Origin of the sequence: Flavobacterium sp. WV_118_3 (assembly GCF_039778605.1) — a bacterium.
In the GTDB taxonomy this organism is placed as follows: Bacteria; Bacteroidota; Bacteroidia; order Flavobacteriales; family Flavobacteriaceae; genus Flavobacterium.
Genome location: NZ_CP156060.1, coordinates 1,515,668 through 1,539,336 on the forward strand (window position 1 = coordinate 1,515,668; position 23,669 = coordinate 1,539,336).

At 37.7% G+C, this 23,669-nt stretch carries 24 protein-coding genes and 10 tRNA genes; 7 read left to right on the forward strand and 27 right to left on the reverse strand.

Annotated features, from left to right (window positions below; all coding sequences use genetic code 11):
- Positions 1-7 precede the first annotated feature (7 nt).
- Positions 8-913, forward strand: a complete 906-nt coding sequence (locus tag ABFU83_RS06940) for an EamA family transporter (protein ID WP_347069821.1) — start codon at positions 8-10, stop codon at positions 911-913.
- A 10-nt stretch (positions 914-923) separates the two neighbouring features.
- Here the strand turns inward: ABFU83_RS06940 and ABFU83_RS06945 are convergent, their stop codons facing one another.
- Positions 924-1,484 carry a DUF6642 family protein gene (locus ABFU83_RS06945; protein ID WP_347069822.1) on the reverse strand — a complete coding sequence of 187 codons (561 nt, stop codon included), beginning with the start codon at positions 1,482-1,484 and terminating at the stop codon, positions 924-926.
- A 558-nt stretch (positions 1,485-2,042) separates the two neighbouring features.
- On the opposite strand from ABFU83_RS06945, the gene ABFU83_RS06950 reads away from it, so the two are divergent.
- Both ABFU83_RS06950 and ABFU83_RS06955 read left to right on the forward strand, forming a co-directional pair.
- On the forward strand, positions 2,043-2,486 hold the full coding sequence (locus ABFU83_RS06950) for a hypothetical protein (protein ID WP_347069823.1): 444 nt from the start codon (positions 2,043-2,045) through the stop codon (positions 2,484-2,486).
- Positions 2,487-2,813: 327 nt separating this feature from the next.
- Positions 2,814-3,755 (forward strand): hypothetical protein, encoded by a 942-nt coding sequence (locus ABFU83_RS06955; protein WP_347069824.1) that lies wholly within the window; start codon positions 2,814-2,816, stop codon positions 3,753-3,755.
- Positions 3,756-3,869: 114 nt separating this feature from the next.
- On the opposite strand, the gene ABFU83_RS06960 is transcribed toward ABFU83_RS06955, so the two are convergent.
- The 12 genes from ABFU83_RS06960 to ABFU83_RS07015 all read right to left on the reverse strand — a co-directional run bounded on the left by ABFU83_RS06960 (position 3,870) and on the right by ABFU83_RS07015 (position 9,547).
- Positions 3,870-4,583: a HesA/MoeB/ThiF family protein gene (locus tag ABFU83_RS06960; protein ID WP_347069825.1), complete on the reverse strand. Its 714-nt coding sequence runs from the start codon at positions 4,581-4,583 to the stop codon at positions 3,870-3,872.
- Positions 4,583-7,156, reverse strand: coding sequence for a DUF4132 domain-containing protein (locus ABFU83_RS06965; RefSeq protein WP_347069826.1), 2,574 nt, complete (start codon positions 7,154-7,156; stop codon positions 4,583-4,585). The genes ABFU83_RS06960 and ABFU83_RS06965 overlap by 1 nt, the downstream gene beginning before the upstream one ends.
- Before the next feature lie 2 nt (positions 7,157-7,158).
- Positions 7,159-7,548: a hypothetical protein gene (locus ABFU83_RS06970; RefSeq protein WP_347069827.1), complete on the reverse strand. Its 390-nt coding sequence runs from the start codon at positions 7,546-7,548 to the stop codon at positions 7,159-7,161.
- Positions 7,549-7,711: 163 nt separating this feature from the next.
- Positions 7,712-7,782: transfer RNA gene (locus ABFU83_RS06975), tRNA-Glu, on the reverse strand.
- Between the two features lie 59 nt (positions 7,783-7,841).
- Positions 7,842-7,915: transfer RNA gene (locus tag ABFU83_RS06980), tRNA-Glu, on the reverse strand.
- A 57-nt stretch (positions 7,916-7,972) separates the two neighbouring features.
- Positions 7,973-8,046: transfer RNA gene (locus ABFU83_RS06985), tRNA-Glu, on the reverse strand.
- A 56-nt stretch (positions 8,047-8,102) separates the two neighbouring features.
- Positions 8,103-8,176, reverse strand: a tRNA-Glu gene (locus ABFU83_RS06990).
- Positions 8,177-8,233: 57 nt separating this feature from the next.
- Positions 8,234-8,307: transfer RNA gene (locus ABFU83_RS06995), tRNA-Glu, on the reverse strand.
- 57 nt (positions 8,308-8,364) lie between these two features.
- Positions 8,365-8,438 (reverse strand) — tRNA-Glu (locus ABFU83_RS07000).
- Between the two features lie 57 nt (positions 8,439-8,495).
- Positions 8,496-8,570: transfer RNA gene (locus ABFU83_RS07005), tRNA-Val, on the reverse strand.
- 256 nt (positions 8,571-8,826) lie between these two features.
- On the reverse strand, positions 8,827-9,237 hold the full coding sequence (locus tag ABFU83_RS07010) for an SMI1/KNR4 family protein (protein ID WP_347069828.1): 411 nt from the start codon (positions 9,235-9,237) through the stop codon (positions 8,827-8,829).
- A gap of 1 nt (position 9,238) precedes the next feature.
- A complete protein-coding gene (locus tag ABFU83_RS07015; protein ID WP_347069829.1) occupies positions 9,239-9,547 on the reverse strand; it encodes a helix-turn-helix domain-containing protein in 309 nt (102 codons plus the stop codon).
- Between the two features lie 85 nt (positions 9,548-9,632).
- Between ABFU83_RS07015 and ABFU83_RS07020 the strand changes: the two genes are divergently transcribed.
- The 3 genes from ABFU83_RS07020 to katG all read left to right on the forward strand — a co-directional run bounded on the left by ABFU83_RS07020 (position 9,633) and on the right by katG (position 13,789).
- Positions 9,633-10,619, forward strand: a complete 987-nt coding sequence (locus tag ABFU83_RS07020) for a DsbA family protein (protein WP_347069830.1) — start codon at positions 9,633-9,635, stop codon at positions 10,617-10,619.
- 329 nt (positions 10,620-10,948) lie between these two features.
- Positions 10,949-11,311: a cation-transporting P-type ATPase gene (locus ABFU83_RS07025; protein ID WP_347069831.1), complete on the forward strand. Its 363-nt coding sequence runs from the start codon at positions 10,949-10,951 to the stop codon at positions 11,309-11,311.
- 204 nt (positions 11,312-11,515) lie between these two features.
- Entirely contained in the window at positions 11,516-13,789 is a 2,274-nt protein-coding gene (gene katG, locus ABFU83_RS07030) for a catalase/peroxidase HPI (RefSeq protein WP_347069832.1), read from the forward strand.
- A 158-nt stretch (positions 13,790-13,947) separates the two neighbouring features.
- Here katG and ABFU83_RS07035 read toward each other — a convergent pair whose 3' ends face one another.
- The 14 genes from ABFU83_RS07035 to ABFU83_RS07100 form a co-directional block, all read right to left on the reverse strand.
- Positions 13,948-14,394 (reverse strand): hypothetical protein, encoded by a 447-nt coding sequence (locus ABFU83_RS07035; protein ID WP_347069833.1) that lies wholly within the window; start codon positions 14,392-14,394, stop codon positions 13,948-13,950.
- Between the two features lie 6 nt (positions 14,395-14,400).
- Complete coding sequence (locus ABFU83_RS07040; protein WP_347069834.1) at positions 14,401-14,778, reverse strand: nuclear transport factor 2 family protein; 378 nt, start codon at positions 14,776-14,778, stop codon at positions 14,401-14,403.
- A gap of 48 nt (positions 14,779-14,826) precedes the next feature.
- Complete coding sequence (locus tag ABFU83_RS07045; RefSeq protein WP_347069835.1) at positions 14,827-15,249, reverse strand: DUF6678 family protein; 423 nt, start codon at positions 15,247-15,249, stop codon at positions 14,827-14,829.
- Between the two features lie 225 nt (positions 15,250-15,474).
- A complete protein-coding gene (locus ABFU83_RS07050; RefSeq protein WP_347069836.1) occupies positions 15,475-16,137 on the reverse strand; it encodes a hypothetical protein in 663 nt (220 codons plus the stop codon).
- Positions 16,138-16,243: 106 nt separating this feature from the next.
- A complete protein-coding gene (locus ABFU83_RS07055; protein ID WP_347069837.1) occupies positions 16,244-16,795 on the reverse strand; it encodes a hypothetical protein in 552 nt (183 codons plus the stop codon).
- Positions 16,796-16,856: 61 nt separating this feature from the next.
- Positions 16,857-17,609, reverse strand: a complete 753-nt coding sequence (locus ABFU83_RS07060) for an ATP-grasp domain-containing protein (protein WP_347069838.1) — start codon at positions 17,607-17,609, stop codon at positions 16,857-16,859.
- A 248-nt stretch (positions 17,610-17,857) separates the two neighbouring features.
- Positions 17,858-17,931 (reverse strand) — tRNA-Lys (locus tag ABFU83_RS07065).
- A 54-nt stretch (positions 17,932-17,985) separates the two neighbouring features.
- Positions 17,986-18,059 (reverse strand) — tRNA-Lys (locus tag ABFU83_RS07070).
- A gap of 54 nt (positions 18,060-18,113) precedes the next feature.
- Positions 18,114-18,188, reverse strand: a tRNA-Val gene (locus tag ABFU83_RS07075).
- A gap of 86 nt (positions 18,189-18,274) precedes the next feature.
- Positions 18,275-18,649 (reverse strand): DUF4258 domain-containing protein, encoded by a 375-nt coding sequence (locus ABFU83_RS07080; protein ID WP_347069839.1) that lies wholly within the window; start codon positions 18,647-18,649, stop codon positions 18,275-18,277.
- Between the two features lie 58 nt (positions 18,650-18,707).
- Positions 18,708-19,901: an alanine dehydrogenase gene (locus ABFU83_RS07085; RefSeq protein ID WP_136401342.1), complete on the reverse strand. Its 1,194-nt coding sequence runs from the start codon at positions 19,899-19,901 to the stop codon at positions 18,708-18,710.
- A gap of 74 nt (positions 19,902-19,975) precedes the next feature.
- Positions 19,976-20,386, reverse strand: a complete 411-nt coding sequence (gene tsaE, locus ABFU83_RS07090) for a tRNA (adenosine(37)-N6)-threonylcarbamoyltransferase complex ATPase subunit type 1 TsaE (protein WP_347069840.1) — start codon at positions 20,384-20,386, stop codon at positions 19,976-19,978.
- A 106-nt stretch (positions 20,387-20,492) separates the two neighbouring features.
- Positions 20,493-22,046 carry a bifunctional response regulator/alkaline phosphatase family protein gene (locus ABFU83_RS07095; protein WP_347069841.1) on the reverse strand — a complete coding sequence of 518 codons (1,554 nt, stop codon included), beginning with the start codon at positions 22,044-22,046 and terminating at the stop codon, positions 20,493-20,495.
- Positions 22,047-22,154: 108 nt separating this feature from the next.
- The gene (locus ABFU83_RS07100) at positions 22,155-23,087 is read right to left on the reverse strand and encodes a phytanoyl-CoA dioxygenase family protein (protein WP_347069842.1); all 933 of its coding nucleotides are present in this window, start codon (positions 23,085-23,087) and stop codon (positions 22,155-22,157) included.
- A gap of 180 nt (positions 23,088-23,267) precedes the next feature.
- On the opposite strand from ABFU83_RS07100, the gene ABFU83_RS07105 reads away from it, so the two are divergent.
- Positions 23,268-23,597, forward strand: coding sequence for a DUF6660 family protein (locus ABFU83_RS07105; protein WP_347069843.1), 330 nt, complete (start codon positions 23,268-23,270; stop codon positions 23,595-23,597).
- Positions 23,598-23,669: the final 72 nt, after the last annotated feature.

Sequence of the window (23,669 nt, forward strand, 5' to 3'; positions counted from 1 at the left end):
CTATTTTATGCCATCATCAGTTATCAAAGGTTTTTTTCTGGCTGTCTTAGCGGCCATGTTATGGGGTGTTTCCGGTACATTCGGACAATTCCTTTTTCAACAAAGAGGTATTAATGTCGAATGGTTGATCACCCTTCGAATGCTTGTATCCGGTACGATTCTGTTACTTTTTGCCCGATTTGGCGAAAAATCGGATTTATGGGCAATCTGGAAAAATAAAAAAGATGCCATTCAACTATTGATTTTTAGCACTACCGGAATGTTGGCGGTACAGTACACCTATTTTGCGGCAATCAAACATTCGAATGCGGCTACTGCTACGGTTTTACAATATGCCGGACCGGTATTTATCGCGATTTACCTGGCGGCAAAAAACAAAAAACTACCGCGTCCCATCGAATATCTGGCCATCGCTTTGGCCGTAGGCGGCACTTTTTTACTGGTAACGCATGGTAACATCCATAGTTTAGCAATATCCGGAACCGCTTTGTTTTTCGGATTGGCATCGGCTGTTACCCTTGCGATTTACACCTTACAACCGATCGCGTTATTAAGCCGGTATAAATCATCAATCATTATCGGATGGGGCATGTTATTGGGCGGACTGGCCTTTTCCTTTATAAAAGCACCATGGAGTATCGAAGGACAATGGGATGCCCAAACCTATCTTTACACCAGTTTTATTGTTCTTTTTGGAACTTTAATCCCTTTTTACAGCTACCTGACTGCCGTACAAATCATCGGTGGACAAAAAGCCAGTTTATTGGCCTCTGCCGAACCTTTATCGGCTACAATTATGGCCGTACTGTGGTTGCAGGTTCCGTTTTCTACTATTGATTGGATCGGAAGTATTTGTATTATTTCGACTATCTTTTTATTGAGTAAGAAAAGTAAGGAATCAATTTCTACCTAACATCTATTGATCAATAATACAATCTAAAATCCAGTAATTTACACAAGGCATAGTATTTTTCGTGTAGGGTTTCGACAATTTCAACCAGATTATCGTCTTCTTCAAACAAACTAAAGAAAACCCGGTCAAGATTACTGCTGCTAATCGTAGGATGCATTTGTCCGTAACCCGAAATCGCTTTTGCTCCGGTAATATCCAGAAAATATTGTGCCTCGTCGTCGTTTAAATCCAGAATTTTAGCATTGGCAAAGTGAATGATCTTGCCTTTCATTTTACCTTCGAAAAGTTCGGCGATTTCCTCGATGCTATAATAATAACCGTTTAAACAGATGTTGTTGCCTTTCCCCTGCATGACCAGATAGATGATCTCGTAATTCTTAAAATTATGATCTTCATACAATAAGGTTCCCAAACTCTCTTCCAGACCTTCAATCGAATCGCAAACTTTATAAATACTGTCTATACCTTGTTCGGCGGCTAGTTTTTCGAGATTTTTATATACTTCGGTCGCCCTAAACACCTCGCTATCCGGAACCGCTTCCAGACAATAAATAAACTTATCGTAATCCATAGTATCAGCTTTTGCCATCGCAGCAAAAATAAGTTATAGTACTTTAAATACGACCGCTTGTCAATGGTTTTAACGCATGAATAACGATCCGATTGCTTTCATTCTTTAAATCTGGAATCCTAAAATTGCTTTGTTTCGTATACAATATATTCCCGAAAACCAAATTTCCATTTCCACTTCAATTAAGCACCAATATATCAATAGCTTACAATTAATTCTTAATAAAACCAAATTTCCAAAACATATACAATCAGCAGCTAATGATTAAATATAAAATACTGAATGTTAATTATTAAAAAAAACATTTTTTTTAATTTAAACATGTAGAATTCAAATAACATAACCTATTGGGTTGCCACATAAAAACACATAAACAACTAGTTTTTAGGTATATAAAATTTTAAATAGGAAATTTTGTTTTTAGAATTTAGGAAATTTTGTTTTCGATCCTATATTACTTAATTATTTTAAAATTTAATCGAAACCACTGCGGTAGTCTTATCTTCGTATTTTAGTAGTCCATAAATAATGAACCCCTTATATCACACAAAAAATATAATGATCAATAATAAACTGATTTTTACCTTTGCGATTATAGCCCTATTTTTCTTCGGTTGTCAGAAAAAAGATTTTAACGAATACCGTTCCTATTATCGTGCCGTACATCATAACGACACGGCATTACTGGCGATTGAAACCCATCAGGATCGTTTTTACGGTCAGTATCAGATCTATTACGGAAGCCGCGCGGTAAAAGATTCCGGGAATATTGAAGGCGTTATTTCGGGCGATACCTTACGCGGCAAGTACCGGTATCGTTCTTTTGGCGGTGGTATTAATGTGGTACCGGTAATTTTTTTAAAACATCACGGGAAATTAATACTGGGTAGCGGTATTGCTGCCAGTTATATGAATTTTGTGTATTATAAACCGGAATTTCCTATCGTATTCGACAGTTCGAAGTTTGTTTTTGATCCGGTGGAACAAGAAGATATACCATAAGATTCCATTATATCGATTAGAATAAAGAACGCTGAATCAGAGGTTTTCAATGCTTTTTTTATTTAATATAGTCAGTACGATTCTCCCTTTATAAAAATGATACTGATCCTTTTCCGGGATGTTAATCAACGTAGCATTTTCAATTCATAACGCTTTTATTTTTTTCAATCGATATTTTGAGGGAAAATGCCGAAAAGTCGGTGTATTTGGCTACTTTTAACTTTTTTACAGAAGATTTGATACTAGTACTAAAAAGATATGTCGGGAACCATTTGTGATATTACTGGACTGAGGCATTCAGATCCTCTTTTCTATACAAAGCGCTATTTGCAAAACGATTATGTTAAGGCAAATGATGCCGCAAAGCATATTCACTTGTTTGATTCTAAAATTACGGTCGATTATTTTTTATTTGCTACTTTAAGATCGAATATCCAACGAATATCCGAAGAAGAAAAAGTGTATCATTATGATGATATCGTTCGTTCCGGTCCTTTTGAACTCAAAAACACAATTTACAGCTTCAATAAAAATCTTGAATTAGAGAAAATTGTGATTGAGGCCAATGGTCAGCAGGACAACTTATGGTTTTCTGAGAGTCTGAAAGCTCCCAAAAAACTAACGATTATACGTTTTTTCAACAAGGAAAAATCATCGCATACCGAAATTACGTATACTCCTTTTTTGGAATTTGACTCGATTGAAGAAATTCAGTTTTATGATGGTAAAATCAGTACCTGGACAAAACCAAATCAGGTTTATACAAAGTATCATTTTAAAGAAAATGGATCAATGGTTAAGTCTTATATTCGAAACAATAGCCAGGAACAGTCAAAAACGATAGAACTTTATAATAGCGGTTTTCAGATTTTAGAATCGAAAACCTATAGTCAAAAGAATAAATCGGAACTTTTATATGAAGCTGTTTTTCACTATGATGATTCTAAACTAATGAAGATCGTATATACTCGATATAAGTCTACAAAATACTATATTGGTAATTTTATAGAAGAATTCATCTTCGAATATAATGAAAAGGATCTTCTGATTCAATTCAAAAATAATGCTATGACCAAAACCTGGGATTATGATCAAAATGAAAATCCGATTTTAGTTACAGAACTTAATAGCAGCGGAAGTGTTTTGTTTGAAACGGCTGTTGCTTATCGCTATGATGAACATAATAATTGGACGTATAAGCACACTAAAAATTTTAGGAACAAGGTTATCTTTAAAGAGAGTCACACATCCCGGGAAATTGAATATTAAAATAAAAACCTATAAAACAAAAAACAGAAGCAACTTGAAAGCTACTTCTGTCTAAAATATGTATTTTTATTATTATTAATCCTGTATCGCTATTTTAGGACTAGTCAGGATGCTTTATAGATCGTGTTTCTGAAGGTGCAAAATTTTAATTCCGTTACTTTTTCCGTCATAACAAAAAATACCACCATCGAGGTTGGATTCTAAATCCAATAGAATCTTTATCGCTTCATTGGCTTGCTGACAACCAATAATACCGCATACGGTACTTACCACACCGGCGATACTACAGGTGTTTTGTGATTCAAACTGTAAGTCGGCTTCGCTAAAAATATCCGTCAACTTTATTTTTGCCTTGCCGTGTAAGATGGTAACATAGCCCTCCCATCCTTTAACGGCGGCATACACCAGTTTTTTATTTCCTTCATAACAGACACGATCTAATAGTAGTCGTGCCTCGACAGTATCGGTACAATCACAAACCAAATCGTAGTTCGCAATAATTTCCGCTGCATTTTCGACTGTCAGTCGGATGGTATGACTCGTCACTTTACTTGTTGGGTTTTGCGTTTTAAGACGATCCGAAAGTACTTCTGTTTTATAACGACCGATATCCGCCGGAGCATACGTAAATTGTCGGTGCAAATTGGTTTCCTGTATGGTGTCAAAATCGGCAATTCCTATTTCCCCTACTCCCATCGCGGCCAAATAGGTCGCCACCGGCACTCCGAGTCCGCCGGCGCCAACAATCAGCACTTTGGCCTCGCCTATTACATGCTGACCAAAAACACCGATTTCAGGTACTGCCGTTTGTTGGATATACCGTAACATCAACGATTGATTTGCGAGGTAATAGTACTATCCGTGATCGTATCATCGGCGGCAAGCAAAAAGGCTTTGGATAGTATTACCGAAAGACCGTTATCGCCTTCGAAAGGTAAATAAACATTTTCCGTAGTATCTTTTTTACTCCTATCCGGTACGATACACAAATACTGATCATTAGGTTCCATCAAGATATTGGTACTTCCGATATGTATCTTATAGGTTCGTAGTTTTCCTTTTACTACGACAAACTTGTCTTCAATAGTCGTAACATTGGCAATTTTAAGGCGCGGTATTAAACCGGTCAATATTTCTTTTCTGTTTTTTGCAACTTCCGATAGGTCACCAAAAGAGTACGACTGCCAATAATCGCGATACGCCGGCAATCCTCCCGAATCCTGCCATGTAGGATCGTTCCCCACACTGGCTACTCCTACAAAAAGATCGACATCCCGCAAGGTTTCCGAAAATGGAATGGCCGGAACATTTATCAGTTCAACCAGTTCATTTGTAGTTGTATCAACAAAGCGAATCTGGTCGGTGGTCACATAATTCCAGATACCGGTATCATTAAAAGCATCATCGGCGTTTAACGCATTCACCCAATATTCCGCTCTCAGATTGTATTCCGGTAATACCAACGCTGCCGTATCCAAATCGCCACCATCCCACGCTCCTATTAGCCTTGCCGTCCAATTACGACCTTTAGCCAGGGTAACATACTGATGCTGTTTTAAGATATGGGAAGCCATTCGGTTACTATAGGTACGCGTATTTACCTCCGCTTCCGTAAGCAGGTAAATCTCCCGGAAGGCTTGTTTAAAGGGTTGCAAAATTTTGTGTTCCATCAGATAATCCCGCCATAGTTTTACCTGTGTTGTCGTACTGGATGCCGGATGCCAAAACGTTACTTTTTCGTATTGATCAATGTTCACCTCATCGCCGGTATTCGTAACCCAACGTTCCGCTATTTTGATTGCCTGTACCGTTTCATTTTCATTTATAAAATTAAAGATAAGGTTCGCTGTGACAACGCTCAATAGCCCATGATTGAGATAATGTTGTTTAAAATAATCCAGCTCCAGTTCGCGATTGCTTCTTAGCATCCGATCCAGTCTGTCGCGTTGGGTTGAAGTAGTTTGATCAACTAGTTTTTGGATTTCTTTTATCTTTTTAAGTTGCGCGGCGTGTTTTTCCTTTATAACCGTCGGAACCGTTTTTTGTTCTTTTCCGTCTTCTTTGAGCCAGATCAGATTTGATTTTCCGATGCGGGTAATTTCCAAAACTGCCGTAAAACCATCGATTTCCCATTTCCGTACACCATCTTTCAACTTATAATCATCAACCGCAAGATCTTCAATCTCATGCATGGTTACTCCCAGTTTGTTGGCCGCTTCAACAATATAATTTTCGATGATTTTTAAGGTGCTGTTTTGTTTAATTTTTAAACGCAATCTCGACAATTGACTAATACCATCCAATCCTTTTGAATTGGCCAATGTATACAAACAGGCATTCCCGACAGCAGTAGAGGCCTGTCCTTTTTGCGGAATCTTCTTAAAACAGCGGTCGGCCATTTTACTGATGGTTTGTATGGTTTGTTGATCATGAAAAATGGAACACATCCAGACAAAGCCTTTTAGCGCCTCTGTATTCAGCGGACTCAGAAATTCTATTTCGTTGTAGATATATTCCTGATTACCATACTGCTGTTTGTGTTCAATTACGGTTTCCTTAAGGTTGGTAACAATTGTAAAAAGTTCGTGTACCGTTTTTTTAAAGGTATCGGTTCCTAAAGCTGTAATGACAGTCTTTGCTTCATCAATATATTTTTTGCTCGGTTTGGAACCTGTCGCTTTTTGAGCTTTAGTGATTAACTCGTACCAAAAAGGCTTTTCCTGTTCTGGTCGCTGTGCGATAAAAACATTGGCAGCAGGTCCAAAATTATCTTTTCCTAAAAATAAAACGGGTTTTATACTTTTTTCTGCCGTTTGTTCAAAAAGCAAACCGTCTATTTTTTCGATCATTTTGGCTATTTCTTTGGCGAGATATGCAGGCGGATCTTTTTCCAGTTTTTGCTTAAAAAACGTAAGCGCCGCTTTGGCTACAGAATCGAGCGGTTTGTCTTGATGTTGCTTTTCAAACTGATTTATAAAATAAGTCAGCCCCCAATACTGAAAGGTAAATTTTTTTTGTACTTCATTCCGATAAATAGCCTCAATGACACGGCTAAAATCAGCACCGCTAATCACTAACTTTGATCGGAAAATTTGTATTATATAGGCAAAACGAATTTGATTGTCTTCATATTTTTTGTCATTCACGCCACCCCATCGGTCTGTTGCATTGGTTTTGATCTTGTCGATACAATAGAATACCAATTCCAGTTTATCGCTGTCGGTCCATTTCGCTACTTCTTCTTTATAAGTAGGTAACGCATTCACTTTGACATTATAAAAGTAGGTATTCGCTGCGGCGTACTCACCGTGTGTCTTTTTTATGATTCCATCAAACCGTTCGTAATCCGGATTCACAGCAGTGCCTTTTATCACATTCTTTAATTTGTCGAATATTCCCATGACTATCCTCCGATTAAAGGTGTTAGTTTTACAAATGAAATCGTAGTGTCCGGTTTAAGATGTATTTGCTGCGTAAGTGTTTCTGCCTGTAACGTATCAATCAGAATAAAAAAACCGTTTTTCTGAAAGGCATCCAAGGCGATATAAACTTGTTTTTCGGCGTCAATCAATTTTTTGGTTTTGAGTTTATAGCCGTTTAGGGTTTTCTCGGCTTCTCCGGGTTCGACCAAACCGTTAAAATATTCCGGAAGTCGGTTGTTATAATCTTCGACTTCTTTTGTAACCCTTTGGTTAATAATATCCTGAACTGTTACTATTTCGCTTGTAAAATCAATTTCTGTTTCATAAACCGATTTTCCGCTTAACAGTTCGTCTTTAATCAGAACTTTCATAGGTGGTATTTTTGTTGTTCACTAAAATACAAAAATATTCCTGCTGACCTATAATAATTCCGTTGGCAGGATTTTGGTTTGGTTTTTTAAAAATATAAGAAAATAACCCTATGATGCTGTAAAACAAAAAACTCCAACATTTCTGTTGGAGTTTTAAAATTTGTGGCGATGAGGGGTTCGAACCCCTGACCACTTCCGATGAAATCGGAATGCCCTGAACCAACTGAGCGAATCACATAAGATTATAAAACAAAAAACTCCAAAATTGAAAAGTTTTGGAGTTTTAAATTCTGTGGGCGATGAGGGGTTCGAACCCCCGACCACTTCCGATGAAATCGGAATGCCCTGAACCAACTAAACCAATCCCAAAAGGCATAAAACAAAAAAACTCCAAAACTTTTCAATTTTGGAGTTTTAAATTCTGTGGGCGATGAGGGGTTCGAACCCCCGACCACTTCCGATGAAATCGGAATGCCCTGAACCAACTAAACCAATCCCAAAAGGCATAAAACAAAAAAACTCAAAACTTTTCAATTTTGGAGTTTTAAATTCTGTGGGCGATGAGGGGTTCGAACCCCCGACCACTTCCGATGAAATCGGAATGCCCTGAACCAACTAAACCAATCCCAAAAGGCATAAAACAAAAAAACTCCAAAACTTTTCAATTTTGGAGTTTTAAATTCTGTGGGCGATGAGGGGTTCGAACCCCCGACCACTTCCGATGAAATCGGAATGCCCTGAACCAACTAAACCAATCCCAAAAGGCATAAAACAAAAAAACTCCAAAACTTTTCAATTTTGGAGTTTTAAATTCTGTGGGCGATGAGGGGTTCGAACCCCCGACCACTTCCGATGAAATCGGAATGCTCTGAACCAACTAAACCAATCCCAAAAGGCATAAAACAAAAAAACTCCAAAACTTTTCAATTTTGGAGTTTTAAATTCTGTGGGCGATGAGGGGTTCGAACCCCCGACCCCCTCGGTGTAAACGAGGTGCTCTGAACCAGCTGAGCTAATCGCCCTTATGTTTTCGTAATCCGCAATTATATTCCTGATTACGGGTGCAAATATAGGCAAGATATCCGGTTTCACAAGGCTTTTCCCAAAAAAAATATTCTTTTTTATTCGATTCACTTTTGCTCAATCTATATTAATCCTGACATTAACCCTAATATACTTATTACCAGTATCTTCTGTTTAGGTTTCGAAAATGCTTCCTTTAAAAAAACAGAAAAGGCAGCTAATTACGCGCAAAATTATATAACGGTTAAAAACAAATTATTCAAAAGTAGCAGTATAATCGACCAGACCATCTAAAAACGCGGTAAAAGATGCTGCTATTTTTGTCAACTCGACTTCCGAATAATAAACAAAAATACTTCCATATTCCTTTTTATCTAGGGACATTGCCAAATAACCGGCTTCTATATAACCGATACTAAGATAATTTTCCGGTAAATAATCTTGCTTTTCTACTAGTGGCTCACCATATTTTATAGACTTAAAACGGAAAAGAAGGATACCATCGTCTGGTTCTCCAAAATAAAGATAATAACTAAAAGGAGAGCCTCCATTATATTGTAGCATATGAACGCGATAATCTTCAGGTAACGTTACCCCTGTTTCTTCTTCAAACTCATTTAATTCTTCTACTGTGATACGTTCATTTTCTATTCTAAAATCAATCATTTTATTCGGAAGTCAATTCTAATTGTTTGAAAATCGGTACGAGCGAAAGCCCTTTTTCCGTTAGATTGTATTCAATATGAAGCGGCTTTTGCTGAATCACTTTCTTTTCCAGTAAGCCGATTTCTTCCAATTCGCGTAAGGCAACCGAGATGGTCTGCTTATTGGCGCCTTTTATCATCCGTAACAACGTGTTAAACCGTACAGGTCCCTCCAGCGCCTGGCGAAGTACCTGCAATTTATATTTTCCGGATAAGAGCTTTAACAATGCCTCAGCAGGACAATCGTAAGCCGCATGGGGTTCTTTTTCCATAGTCATCTTTTTCAGACTAGTTGATTGGTGTCTAAATTCTTTCAAACTTTGTATCAAAGCTACAAATTTATTAGCAATCGAATCCATGAAGCTATTCTCGTTAGTATTAATTCTGATTGGCAGTATGAGTTGTCAATCGCAAACGCAATCCAAAATGACCGAAAACAAAACCAATCCGCTACTGTGTGATCCGGAAACAGGATCCTGTGAAATACCCTCGACTGCAACACAGGGACAATCCGAAGCCATTCCTGTTGGAAACAAACCGATAAAAATAATTTATTATACCGATCCTATTTGTTCGTCCTGTTGGGGAATCGAACCACAATTACGTAAATTAAAATTAGAATACGGTTCGTATTTTGACATTGATTACCGAATGGGCGGATTGCTACCCGACTGGAGTTATAACAGCGGTGGCATTAGCAAACCCAGCGATGTGGCACACCATTGGCATGAAGCCAGTTTACACTATCAAATGCCAATCGATGGCGCTGTATGGTTGGAAGATCCATTGGATTCCTCCTATCCGTCTTGTATTGCGATGAAAGCGGCACAAATACAGGATAAAAACAAAGCGGTAACATTTATGAGAATACTGCGTGAAAAACTGTATTTAGAGAAAATGAATATCGCCAAATGGGACAATATTGTTTTATGTGCCCAACTGGCTGGTTTGGATACCAAAAAATTAAAACAGGATTATGACAATGATGCGAAAAAACATTTCCAGGACGATTTACAACTGGCGCGCCAATTGGGCGTAAGAGGATTTCCAACTTTATTTTTTTCGGACGGTGACGGCAATAAACTGACGGTTTATGGTTCGAAGCCATACACTTCTCTCGAAAATGCGCTTTTGGCCTTATATCCGGAGGCTAAAAAGAAAAAAATAACAAACAACAATCCACTAGCGTTATTTGATCATTATCCTACGCTTACCGTACGGGAATATGCCGAGCTATTGGATATACCAGTAAGCCAGGCGGTAGTTATTCTTGAAAAATATACTGCGGATGGTACTTTGAATAAAAAAGTAATCAAAACCGGTGCTTTATACCTGAAAAAGTAAGCATACGCTTTTAGTCGAATGCTATAAAAGTTTCTGCTAAACTCAAAAACACCATTGTTTTCAATGGTGTTTTTGATTAATACCAGTACGTTAAAAATTTAAATGACGTTTTCATGGTATCCTGTTTTAGGTTAAAAATTATTTCGATACAAATATGTGACGTGGTTTGTACCTATATGCTTTACTGTATGATTGATCAAAAGAGACAAATCGTGTACTGGAATTTCAATAACTTGGGAAACTCACTTTGTTTCCGTTTTTTATCGCTCATTTTGATATAAATATTATAGTAATTTGGCTTACCTTTATGAAAATCAAAAACATAAAGTATGATAACACGTAAATCTGATGTCGAAAATAGTTTTTGGAATTTAAGTATTGAAGAAGCCTGTCATACGTTCGCTGTAGGTCCAAAAGGGTTTGAAGATTCAGAGGTCGCCCGAAGATTGAAGCAAAAATGGTCCCAATACTTTAAAAATAATACCAATACTTCGATCTTTATTCTGTTTATTTCGCAGTTTAAAAGTCCTATCACCATTTTACTTATCGTTGCTGCTATATTATCTGCTGGTTTAGGAGATATCTCAGATAATTTGATCATTCTTTGTATCATAACAGTAAGCAGTCTGCCTGGCTTTTGGCAGGAAAAAGGAGCTGCAAATACTGTGAAAGAACATCAAAAGTATCGATAGTAGAAAGGAGCTGCTTTTTTATTTACAATCGTAACCGTTTTTTATAGTTTATCCTTCTTGTAAGTTCTAAAAGGTAGCAATTAAACACTTTCTACTATTCATTCAATAGATTTTATCTATAAAATAAGATTTATTTATTATCGCTACTGATAATATCCTCTTTGTTTAGTTTGTAAATTAGTATCAAAATAAAATATTCTAAATATGGAAAATCAACCAAACGACATTAGCAAGTGCCCTTTTCATAATGGGAACACAAATAATGAAGCCGCGACAGGTACAAAAAACCGTGATTGGTGGCCAAAGCAATTAAAGGTTAATATCCTGAGACAAAATTCAGCATTGTCAAATCCGATGGATCAGGATTTTAATTATCATGAAGCTTTTAAAAGTCTTGATCTTGAAGCTGTAAAGAAAGATTTACAGGAACTCATGACGGATTCACAAGATTGGTGGCCGGCAGATTTTGGTCACTATGGCGGTCTTTTCATTAGAATGGCATGGCATAGCGCAGGAACATATCGGGTACAGGACGGACGTGGTGGTGCGGGAGCAGGACAACAGCGTTTTGCGCCTCTTAATAGCTGGCCGGATAATGTGAGCCTTGATAAAGCAAGAAGATTGCTGTGGCCGATAAAACAAAAATATGGTCAAAAAATTTCCTGGGCTGATTTGATCATACTAACTGGAAATGTCGCTCTGGAATCTATGGGCTTTAAAACATTTGGTTTTGCAGGTGGACGAGCTGACGTATGGGAACCGGATGAATCGGTTTACTGGGGTTCTGAAACTACCTGGTTAGGTGGAGATGAGCGTTATAAAAACGGTTCCGGAGGTATACCGAAAGATCATGGCGTTGTATCATCAGATGACAATGCCAATGGTACTATTCACAGTAGAAATCTGGAAAACCCTCTTGCTGCAGTACAAATGGGACTTATATATGTGAATCCTGAAGGTCCTGATGGAAATCCGGATCCTATTGCCGCAGCAAAAGATATAAGGGATACGTTTGAACGCATGGCCATGAACGATGAAGAAACAGTCGCATTAATAGCAGGTGGTCACACGTTTGGCAAAACCCATGGAGCTGCTTCTTCTGACCATGTAGGCAAAGAACCAGAAGCAGCTGATATCGAACTACAAGGTTTGGGTTGGAAAAATAGTTTTGGTTCGGGAAAAGGTTCTGATGCCATTACAAGCGGATTGGAAGTGACCTGGACAAAAACACCAACACAGTGGAGTAATAACTTTTTCGAAAATTTGTTTGGCTTTGAATGGGAGCTCTCCAAAAGCCCGGCCGGTGCGCATCAATGGGTCGCTAAAAATGCCGAAGCAATTATTCCGGATGCTTTTGATAGTACAAAAAAACACCTGCCGACAATGCTTACCACTGACTTATCGTTAAGATTAGATCCTGTTTATGAAAAAATATCACGTCGTTTTCTCGAAAACCCTGATGCTTTTGCAGATGCCTTTGCACGCGCATGGTTTAAATTGACACATCGGGATATGGGACCACGTACCCGTTATCTCGGACCTGACGTTCCTCAGGAAGTATTATTATGGCAAGATCCTATTCCAGAGATCAACCACAAATTAATCGATGAGAACGATATAATTCAATTAAAAGAAGAAATAGTAAATTCAGGGCTCAGTATATCTCAATTGGTAGGAACGGCATGGGCTTCGGCATCTACCTTTAGAGGATCCGATAAGCGTGGAGGCGCAAATGGTGCGCGTATACGACTGGCGCCTCAAAAAGACTGGGAGATCAATAATCCCGCACAACTTAAACAGGTTTTAGACAAACTGGAAACTATCAAAACAGCGTTTGATGCTTCACAAAAGGATGGAAAAAAAGTTTCACTCGCCGACTTAATCGTTTTAGCGGGTTGTGCAGGAGTCGAAAAAGCAGCTAAAGCGTCAGGATATATGGTTGTAGTGCCTTTCGCTCCGGGTCGTATGGACGCCTCTTTAGAACAAACGGATGTTGTATCATTTGGCTATCTTGAACCTAAAGCAGATGGTTTTAGAAATTACCGTAAAATAAAATCGACCGTTTCGACAGAAGTACTTCTTATTGATAAAGCAAATTTATTAACCCTTACGGCACCAGAATTGACAGTACTTTTAGGAGGACTTCGTGTTTTGGATATCAATGCTGATGGTACCAAAAACGGGGTCTTTACACATCGCCCGGGGCAGCTTACCAATGACTTTTTTATAAATCTCCTTGATATGAATACACAATGGCGAGCGGTTTCGAATGATCAAGAATTATATGCCGGAAACGATCGAACTACTGGTCAACCTAAATGGATGGCAACACGTGCCGATCTTGTTTTTGGATCAAATTCAGAATTAAGAGCTATAGCAGAAGTATACGCAAGTACTGATGCTCAGGAAAAATTTGTAAATGATTTTATAAAGGTCTGGAATAAAGTATTAAATCTTGACCGATTCGATTTAGTCTGATTATCCATAATCGTTTCAAATAAAAATAAGACGTATACCATAAATAATTATTAATGTAAAAATAACGCCATTGTTTCCAATGGCGTTATTTTTTTTAAGTGCCGGGCATGGAAGACATCCCATCGACCTATTCCCTAAAATACTTGTAGTCTCGGTACTCATTTTATACCTTTTGGCAATACAATTATCTCCAGAAATTGCAACGCATCTTTAATTATATAGGGTCTCGTACTTTGTTTAGGATTCCAATCGGTTTGAAGAAAATATCGGATCAACGCAGTAATAACAGCCGGACGATTCAAATTGATTTCAATCGTTTGCTCCTGATTATCGGAGTTCGGTTCGTTATCCGCTAAAAGAGGTTGTTTTTTGTACAACCAAATCACGCCTTCATCCGGATAACCAACGCACCATTTTTCTTTTTCGATATCGGTTTTAAACTTTAGATTATCCTCTTCCCGAAAGAATAATTGAAGCGGCGATTTTTTATATCCTTCGAGATAAAGCACAACCTTTTCAATGCATTTACAGTGTTCGCCTGCTATTAAATGGAGATGCTCTCTTTTCCATAAATAGACCGCATCATCTATTGTAATTTTTCTCATGCTATTTTATAGGGCAGTACAACTTCCGGCTATAACTTTTAGTTGATCATCGAATAGTTTCCAAACCCGTAGATAACGAAAATTCCCTTCGAAGTGCTGCTCCGACATTTTCCCTTTAATCTTAGAAGACAACGTAACCACTACGTTTTCACCGATTTGTGTTATGGCATCTATTGATGAAATGATTTCTTCTAAAACCAGGTTTCCGGATTGGTGCGTTTCCAAATCCATTTGCTTGGTAATGACGTCACCATTGGGAAGAACAAAAAGCAAATCATCATGTAGCAATTGATCCAGGATTTCAATATTGCTACTCTTCATCGCTTCGAGAAGCTGACTTTCAATTGCTATAATTTTTTGTTTGTTGAGAAGTGTTGCATTCATAAATTGCTTTTTATACGATTTCTAATACGTTGACAGTCTGTTTTACAGCTATTTATATCCGTAGATTTTTAGTCCGTCTTCCGTTATATCATACTCAAATTGTCCCAAAAGATTTAAGATTTTTTCAAGTTGATCTATTGGTTGGGTAATAACTTCGGATGTCAGTTTTTCATTCCTGTTCCAACGCTCTATTTCGTGTTTTGCTGGAATTGTTATCCATTCTATTTCTTTGAATGTAAAGGGTCCTAATTCACTCACGTCACCAAAACCTGTTTTGTCAAATCCACCAAAATGGAATGCATACGTTCGGTCTGTCAGTAGGAATTTGATGTATGCCGCATGGATTGTAATTTTTTCGTTTTCAATTGCTGAAAAGAATTTAAACCATTTTGCATTGTTCATATAGGAAGTCCGTTTTAAGATTTCCTTTTCCAGCTTATTTTTAGTAATGGAATAATTATCTGACTCCATGTCTGATTTTTTAGTATTGATCCTCACAAATATATCGAAAATACCAACAGGAAAAACGCACTTAAAAGTTTTGAAGAACCAGATCCCGGATGAAGTGTATTTGTACATTTCATTCTCTTTAAGCTGATTGCGTCTTTGAGCTGCTTACTATTATCACTATATCATAAATGGTATTTCTCATAAAATTACAGTTACGTCCGACATAGACGATCAAATGTAATCAGATCAGTAATTTTCCATCTCCCAGTCAAAGTCTATTGCTTTGAAATCGTGATCTATATAATTGTATTGACTTACTAAAGTGTTCATATCTATATCTCGTTTAGCAGGATCTAGAATTAACCAAAGTGTTTCGTCTATTTCATTTAAGTTGTCTGTAATACATGTCTTTAATTTGTTTTGCAGATAAAAACTATAATGCAACCCGGCAGAAAAACCTTCTGCCATCCCTCCGTTTGGATACGTCAGTTTATAAACTTCCTTTCTAAAAAGGAACAAATTATTATACAACCAACTTATATTTATCGGTCTTTCATTAATATGCGCTGTCATGTTCGGATACAGTGAAATGATAGTCTCTCTGACTTTTTCAGATAGCACTGCATTTTCATGATCTTCTCGGTCATAAAGGAACTCACCTTGTACTAAATAATCCAGATTGGTCAACTTTTTTAACCGTTTCGCTCTGTCCACACTTTCCTTATCACCTGAAATGAAATCTTTTATTTGAACAAGGGGATCTATATTTTTTTTTGCAAGTCCGAATGCGTCAAGTAATGACTCCATTTGTTCTAGTCTGAGATTTGCCGGTTTACTATTCTTATTATGAGGAAGTGCCCACAAATATTGATAATCTAAAATTTTATATAATAAGTCTTTTGCTGTCATATTGTAAAGGTATATAACGCTGCTCTTCGCAACATCGGGAATTTTATAAAAAAAGAATCTGAGAGATTGGAATAAACGGAGTATTTTTTAAGAACGAAATCAGTTGTTAATTACAATGGTTATTATTATTGGGAAACTCTTCTTCATTCCATTTTTCAAATACTGTATTCCCGGCGGAATCATCACTTGTATAGGAACTCCATTTAAAACTACACTTTGAACATTCATAAATTATGTAATTGTAATAGCCATCACAGCCAAAGCCAACTTTAATCAAATGCGCTATAGTAGGGATTTGGTTGTATTTGCATTTGATTTCACAATCGCAAACCGCCTCTTTACAATTGTCTTTCGCCAAATGAAATTCTATTTCTTCTGCAATTTTTGTGAGTTGTCCGGTTAGCAAACGCGGGTTGACTAAAATGTAGAATTTCCCCATAAACGGTAATTCTGAAATGTCATTTTGGTATGACTTTAGTAACACATACAATTCACTAAAATTGAAATTTTCGTTTTCGGCTTCAATTCGAACTAACTTTTTAAAATCATCTAAAATTTCGTTGTATACTTCCGATTGCTTTAATCCATTGTCCATTTTATTAAAACGGACCCAGTCTGTTTGAATTAAGTTATCCAAAAACGCTTTTATTCTATTCATAAGTTATCAAAATAGTAGTATATTATCCTATGGTTTTATAACAATTGAAACTTGGTAGAGTTTATGAATTCAATTTATCACATTGTGTAATTTCCTCCCATCTTTTCAAGATCAAATCCGTATAAATTTCTTTTTCTAAACCATAAGAACCTAACGCAAAACCATCATTCCACTCTACCAAAGCAGTTTCTCCGTTTTTCAGAATTCCAAAATCAATTCCATAACCACTTGTTCTTTCATTTGAATTTTCAAACTCTTTAATAGCTGTCTCTACTGTATCCATATTCAATTGGATAGTTTCATTTCCACTGTAATTTTTTATCCCTACTATTTCAGATTCATTAACAAAAACTCGAAATTCGGAAAGCCATTCTACGACAGGTGAACAGAATAATTCCGTCTCTTTTGGAAGCGATTGTAAATTGAGAAGATCATAATTCGATTGGATCACAAAACCGGTGAAAAGTTTGGCTTTAGATTTCGGTTTCACGAAAACATTAATTAAATCATCGTTACCATTCATTATTAATTTTCTTACAGTCGTTTCCCAAATATTTCTCTTTAGATATTTTCTTAGGCTTTCAGGATATGATGATGGTAACTGGGTGCTTCGTTTTTTGAAAATATGTGACATACTGATGTGATCACCAACTACAAAAGTTTCTCTATTAATCTGCAACTGATCACGTAGAAGGCGTTTGATCGTAAAAAACTCACAGTCAATCCCTCTTGATTCCAAAACCTTTTTTACCCCTTCAAATTCAGGTTCCGTTTTACGATTCCCATATTCTTGAATATAAGCCTTTTTAATCATTTTAAAAAAATAAAATTCAGGATAAATTTATTATTAATTTTTATTATCCAGAGGATACTTTTAAAATATGTTTCAATTTTTATTTATTGAAAACCAAAATATAAAAAGTCAATAATATAGATTTTTCCGAGCTATATTAATTGTTGTCTCCTTCCATTGGAATACTTTTTTTTGTATCTATATTTCAGGACGGGACAAAATATAAAACAAAAAAACTCCAACATTTCTGTTGGAGTTTTTAAATTCTGTGGGCGATGAGGGGTTCGACCCCCAGACCACTTCCGATAAAATCGGAATGCTCCAAACCAACTGAGCTAATCCCAAAAGATGTAAAACAAAAAAACTCCAACATTTCTGTTGGAGTTTTTAAATTCTGTGGGCGATGAGGGGTTCGAACCCCCGACCACTTCCGATAAAATCGGAATGCTCCAAACCAACTGAGCCAATCCCAAAAGGCATAAAACAAAAAAACTCCAACATTTCTGTTGGAGTTTTTAAATTCTGTGGGCGATGAGGGGTTCGAACCCCCGACCCCCTCGGTGTAAACGAGGTGCTCTGAACCAGCTGAGCTAATCGCCCTTATGTTTCAACCAACATACTTGTTGCTGATTGCGGGTGCAAATATAGACAAGTTATTCGACTTTACAAGTGTTTTAAAAAAATAATTACTCTTTTTTTACATCTTTTACGACCACCCTGTCGCTATAATTGATCACCTCTACTATAATATCCTCATTCTTAGCATTTCTACCTTCAACAATATATAACTTTCCTTTATCCATAGGAACGTTACTTTTTGAAAAATCGACATCTCCATGCTGTAAGGTCTTTTTAATATCCTCTAATGACACCCAATTTTCAGCAAATTTTGCCGTGGTTGCATCCGAATACGTAATCGGCTTACTTCTCAGATCCTTTAAAACCCGACAGTTGGGCAAATAGCAAAACTCCGTTTTTTTCTCTTTAAAGAAAAATGCCAGGAACATCGATCCCAATAATAAACCAAATAAATAATACGCCAGACGGAATTTGAATTTCATAATCTTTTAATTTGCTGCAAAAGTACTATTTGTTTAGCGCTATGCCAAACAACAGTTGCTAAAAAACAATCAGGTTGATATCGCGGTACGGAATCGAAAACCAATCGGATATCGATCGGTTGGTCAGAATACCGTGATAAAAGTAAATCCCGTTCTTTAGCGAGCGATTGCAACGGATCGCACTTTCCACACCGCCATCTTCGGCAATTTGAAGCAGGAACGGCGTAATAATATTACTAATCGACATCGAAGCTGTTTTGGAATAGCGCGATGGTATATTCGGCACACAATAATGCACCACATTATGCTTGATAAAAGTCGGCTTTTCGTGCGTGGTGATTTCTGACGTTTCAAAGCAACCACCGGTATCAATACTGACATCGATAATAATGGCACCACGTTTCATATTTTCGACCATCGTTTCCGATACGATAATCGGAGCGCGGTTCTTCCCTTTCATACATCCGATGGCTACATCGCAACGCATTAAAGATTTTAGTAGTGATTTTTCTTGTATGGTAGACGTAAAGATACGTTGGTTTAAGGTATTTTGTAATCGGCGTAGTTTGGTAATCGAATTGTCAAATACTTTTACACTAGCGCCTAATCCGATGGCTGTCCGCGCTGCATATTCGGCTACGGTTCCCGCACCAAGGATTACAACTTCTGTGGGACGTACGCCGGTTATATTTCCCAGTAAAAGTCCTTTCCCAAATGATTGGTTGATCATCAACTCTGCCGCGATCAGTACCGATGCGGTACCGGCAATTTCACTTAGCGATTTTACCGCCGGATACGAGCCGTCTTCATCCCGGATAAATTCAAATGCCAGTGCGGTGACTCTTTTTTCAGCCAAAGCTTCAAAATAAGCTTTGCGTTGCGTTTTAAGCTGTATTGCCGAAATCACCAGTGTTTGCGGATTCATCAGGTGAATTTCATCTATCGTAGGTGGCTCTACTTTTAAAATCATCGGACAACTAAAAATCTTTTTTCGATCTTTTGTAATTTCCGCACCCGCCTCGCTATATTCCCGATCCGTAAAACTGGAACTCTCCCCTGCTCCGGACTCAATCAAAACGCGATGCCCGTGAAATGTCAGCGAATTAACCGCATCCGGTGTCAGACATATTCTTCGTTCCTGGTAAGAGATCTCTTTGGGTATCCCGATAAAAAGTTCACCTTTTTGTTTGGCGATTTCTAACTTTTCTTCTTGTGGAAGTAATTGTTGTCTGGTAAATGGGGTCAATGACATGATTTTACGCAATAATTTGCACTAATGTACAACTTTTTTTGTGATAAATAACTTATTAATGACTGACTTACAGGCTAATTTCGCAGTTCCAGTAACCGCTTACCGCCTGGTAGTAATTTTATATGGATAGCCGCATGATCGATCGGAATCAGATTGGGTGTTTTTTCCGGCCATTCAATAAAACACCAGTCACCCGAATAGAAATATTCGTCGATTCCCATATCGTACGCTTCCTCTTCGGTATGCAACCGATACAGATCGAAATGATAAATGCGTTCACCATTGTGACCTTCGTATTCGTTAACCAGTGAAAAAGTCGGGCTACTCGCCATATCCCGCACGCCTAATTCACTGACCAAAGCTTTGATCAATGTCGTTTTTCCCACACCCATTTCGGCATGAAACGTAACTACTTTTTTCAGGTTTTGTGACAAGATTTGTCGGGCCACATCCTGAATCTCTTCCAGCGCGAAAGTTCTTTGCATACTGCTCTCCATATTGAACAAATATAATTATTTTATTCAAACGATATTACATAATTTCCTACATTAAATCGGATCAAAAAAGGGCTTTTTTAGCCCTTTCTGTTTTTTATTTCGGATTAAAGATCAACAATGGAATGATCATCTCCTCTAGCGAGATTCCCCCGTGTTGGTACGTATTGCGGTAGTAACTCACATAATGATTATAATTGTTTACATACGCCAAAAACAGGTCATTTTTGGCAAAAATATACGAACTACTCATATTGATCGCCGGCAAACCAATTTTCTTCGGATCTTTTACCGCATACACATCTTTATCTTCATACGTCAGACTTCGACCGGTTTTATAACGTAGGTTCAAACTTGTATTTTTGTCACCAATTACTTTCGATGGGTTTTTACAGTTAATGGTTCCGTGGTCGGTGGTTAATATCAACTTAAATCCCAGTTGTTGCGCCTGCTGTATAATTTCCAGTAACGGCGAATTTCGGAACCAGCTCAGCGTTAACGAACGATAGGCTTTGTCGTTCGATGCCAACTCTTTTACAACATCCATTTCGGTTTTCGCATGGGATAACATATCCACAAAATTGTAGACAATCGTGGTCAGATCATTATTTTTTAAGGTCTTAAAGTTATCGACCAGCTTTTTACCGTCTTTAAAATTCGTAATTTTATAGTATTCCTGTTTGATGTCGATACGCAGTCGTTTTAACTGTTCCGCTAAAAATTCGCCTTCGAACAGATTTTTACCGCCTTCGTCCACATCGTTTTTCCAGTATTGCGGATACATTTTTTCCATATCCAAGGGCAATAATCCGGAGAATATCGCATTACGGGCATATTGTGTTGCCGTTGGTAAAATCGAATAATAACTAATCTCTTTTTCCAGTTTATAATGATTGTTTACGACGCCTTCAAAGGCTTTCCATTGATCATAACGTAAGTTGTCGATCACCACAAATAATATCGGTGCTTCTTTTTTACGGATTTCAGGCACCACCATTTCTTTAAATAACTGATGGGACATTATGGGCGCATCGGCTTTCGGATCAAACCAACTTTGGTAGTTCTTTTCGATAAATTTACCGAATTGAGAATTGGCTTCCAACTTCTGACTTTCCAAAATTTCGACCATACTCTGGTCTTCGATATTTTCGAGTTCCATTTCCCAAAACACCAATCGTTTGTACAGGTCAATCCAATCTTCAAAAGAATTCACCATCGCCATATCCATAGCAATTTTCCGGAATTCCTTCTGATAATCCAGCGTCGTTTTTTCGGAAATCAGTCGGGAATGATCCAGGTTTTTTTTAAGACTTAATAAAATCTGATTTGGATTTACCGGCTTGATCAGATAATCGGCTATCTTAGAACCAATTGCTTCTTCCATGATATATTCTTCTTCACTTTTCGTGATCATAATCACCGGTACCGCCGATTTTTTCTCTTTAATTTCGGACAACGTCTCCAGTCCGCTTAAACCAGGCATGTTCTCATCCAGAAAAACAATATCGAAATTTTCTTCGTCGAATATATCGATTGCATCCTGACCGTTGTTACAGGTTGTAACGCTATATCCTTTTTTCTCCAGAAATAATATGTGCGGCTTTAACAAATCAATCTCGTCATCTACCCAAAGTATTTTAATCGTGCTCATATGTGCTTGGTTTAGTAATTCTACTGCAATTTATTGTTTTAAGAACTCAACGAGGTTAAATTTATTATAAAACTAATCCCGGTTTATCGTTATTTTTCACGCCTTTCGCTATATCCATTCCGATGCGGTTTCGTATTGCTCCGGGAAATACGTCAGATATTGTACCATTCGCGGTTTTGTTCCGTGGTTAGCACTCGCACAATGCGGTAAAGCCTGATGCCAGATCACAAAATCGCCTGCTTTTCCGGTAACCGGAATGGCTTCTAAAGTTTGTAAAGCAACTTCCCGCGGGTTCTCCTCTTCTTTTAAACCTGACATCCATTTGCCTATTTCGTTATGAAAACCGGGTACGCAATGAAAAGCACCATCTTCCGGCCCGCAATCCGTAAGATACAACAAGCCCTGTAATCCAAGCGGAATCGGTTGTTTTAAGCTGACATCCCAATGCAGCGGACTTCCTAAAAAGTGATACGAATCGGTTTCCGGCGGATTAAAGCTTACTTTATCGATGGTTTTAAAAATTTTATCCGTGCCATATAATTGTTCATACGCTTTGCGAATACGTTCGGAACTACGGTTTTTGTTTAGTATCGGATGATCGGAAAAAGTCAGCATCAAGCCTCTTTGTCCTTCATGCTGTCGGTACCAACCGTCACGATCTTCCGGTTTTCGATCTAAAAATTCCCATATGGCGCGAACGGTGGCGTTACAATCTTCTTCCGAAATAGCATTTCGCACAACCACATAACCATTGGTTTCCCAAAATTGCAAATCGGCTTCCGATAAAACATCCGTTGTCATTGTTTCCGATTGCAATCTGTCATCGGTATGACGGCTTGCGATCCAATCGTAAAACTGATGCAATTCCGGTTTTTCAAAATACAGGTAACGCATGACTTCTTCTATTCCGATACCATAGCGGTAAAGCGTTTCCAATTCCTGATTCCAACTTTCCGGATTGGCTTTTTCAGGATATAAAGCCCGCGTCCAGAGTTGTTCTAAAATCTGATATTCCATAAGGTTTCTAAAAATCGTACTCAAAAATAAAGATTTTTATTACTAATTAACTTTTAGACCGATACTTTTACACTCAAAATGCACTATTATTTTGATTCACACAATCCTCTTTACAAAGAATTTCGTTTTCATCAGTTTGGACACTTTTGTAAAAAGTAAAGACAGCCCTCTTGTTCATCCTAAAAATAATGTATCTTTACCGTCATGAAATGGTTAACAGTCCTTTTATCGTTCTACTTTGTCCTGCTCGCCAGCATACCTTGTGCGGATGCAGCGACGGGTCATACCCATTTCCGGGTACAAAACGAAACACCTGTTGACCATGAAGGACATTCGCACGAAAAACAAGGCGATTTGTGTTCTCCATTTTGTGTATGCAACTGTTGCGGAGCGCAAATTATGAATTATGCTCCTGTAATTGCTTTCGCAGTACAACCAATCACTCCTGTAATTACAACACCTACACCAAGTTACCAGTCCGTATTCTATTCCGGTTACTATGGTAGTATCTGGCAACCCCCTCAATTGGTATAATAACCCTGCAATAGCGGGGTAAGAAGTCATGTAGCATTGCTACCCGATACAGGCATTTCCTGCCTATTCTTA

Excerpts from the sequence above, each read along its gene's own strand:
- ABFU83_RS07085 (WP_136401342.1), bottom strand. The coding sequence starts at position 19,901 with ATGTCATTGACCCCATTTACCAGACAACAATTACTTCCACAAGAAGAA.
- ABFU83_RS07055 (WP_347069837.1), bottom strand. The coding sequence starts at position 16,795 with ATGAATAGAATAAAAGCGTTTTTGGATAACTTAATTCAAACAGACTGG.
- ABFU83_RS06940 (WP_347069821.1), top strand. The coding sequence starts at position 8 with ATGCCATCATCAGTTATCAAAGGTTTTTTTCTGGCTGTCTTAGCGGCC.
- ABFU83_RS07035 (WP_347069833.1), bottom strand. The coding sequence starts at position 14,394 with ATGAGAAAAATTACAATAGATGATGCGGTCTATTTATGGAAAAGAGAG.
- ABFU83_RS06960 (WP_347069825.1), bottom strand. The coding sequence starts at position 4,583 with ATGTTACGGTATATCCAACAAACGGCAGTACCTGAAATCGGTGTTTTT.
- katG (WP_347069832.1), top strand. The coding sequence starts at position 11,516 with ATGGAAAATCAACCAAACGACATTAGCAAGTGCCCTTTTCATAATGGG.
- ABFU83_RS07025 (WP_347069831.1), top strand. The coding sequence starts at position 10,949 with ATGATAACACGTAAATCTGATGTCGAAAATAGTTTTTGGAATTTAAGT.
- ABFU83_RS07015 (WP_347069829.1), bottom strand. The coding sequence starts at position 9,547 with ATGGAAAAAGAACCCCATGCGGCTTACGATTGTCCTGCTGAGGCATTG.
- ABFU83_RS06970 (WP_347069827.1), bottom strand. The coding sequence starts at position 7,548 with ATGAAAGTTCTGATTAAAGACGAACTGTTAAGCGGAAAATCGGTTTAT.
- ABFU83_RS07095 (WP_347069841.1), bottom strand. The coding sequence starts at position 22,046 with ATGAGCACGATTAAAATACTTTGGGTAGATGACGAGATTGATTTGTTA.
- ABFU83_RS07080 (WP_347069839.1), bottom strand. The coding sequence starts at position 18,649 with ATGAAATTCAAATTCCGTCTGGCGTATTATTTATTTGGTTTATTATTG.
- tsaE (WP_347069840.1), bottom strand. The coding sequence starts at position 20,386 with ATGCAAAGAACTTTCGCGCTGGAAGAGATTCAGGATGTGGCCCGACAA.
- ABFU83_RS06945 (WP_347069822.1), bottom strand. The coding sequence starts at position 1,484 with ATGGATTACGATAAGTTTATTTATTGTCTGGAAGCGGTTCCGGATAGC.
- ABFU83_RS07020 (WP_347069830.1), top strand. The coding sequence starts at position 9,633 with ATGAAGCTATTCTCGTTAGTATTAATTCTGATTGGCAGTATGAGTTGT.
- ABFU83_RS06950 (WP_347069823.1), top strand. The coding sequence starts at position 2,043 with ATGATCAATAATAAACTGATTTTTACCTTTGCGATTATAGCCCTATTT.
- ABFU83_RS07105 (WP_347069843.1), top strand. The coding sequence starts at position 23,268 with ATGAAATGGTTAACAGTCCTTTTATCGTTCTACTTTGTCCTGCTCGCC.
- ABFU83_RS07040 (WP_347069834.1), bottom strand. The coding sequence starts at position 14,778 with ATGAATGCAACACTTCTCAACAAACAAAAAATTATAGCAATTGAAAGT.
- ABFU83_RS07010 (WP_347069828.1), bottom strand. The coding sequence starts at position 9,237 with ATGATTGATTTTAGAATAGAAAATGAACGTATCACAGTAGAAGAATTA.
- ABFU83_RS06965 (WP_347069826.1), bottom strand. The coding sequence starts at position 7,156 with ATGGGAATATTCGACAAATTAAAGAATGTGATAAAAGGCACTGCTGTG.
- ABFU83_RS07050 (WP_347069836.1), bottom strand. The coding sequence starts at position 16,137 with ATGACAGCAAAAGACTTATTATATAAAATTTTAGATTATCAATATTTG.
- ABFU83_RS07060 (WP_347069838.1), bottom strand. The coding sequence starts at position 17,609 with ATGATTAAAAAGGCTTATATTCAAGAATATGGGAATCGTAAAACGGAA.
- ABFU83_RS07045 (WP_347069835.1), bottom strand. The coding sequence starts at position 15,249 with ATGGAGTCAGATAATTATTCCATTACTAAAAATAAGCTGGAAAAGGAA.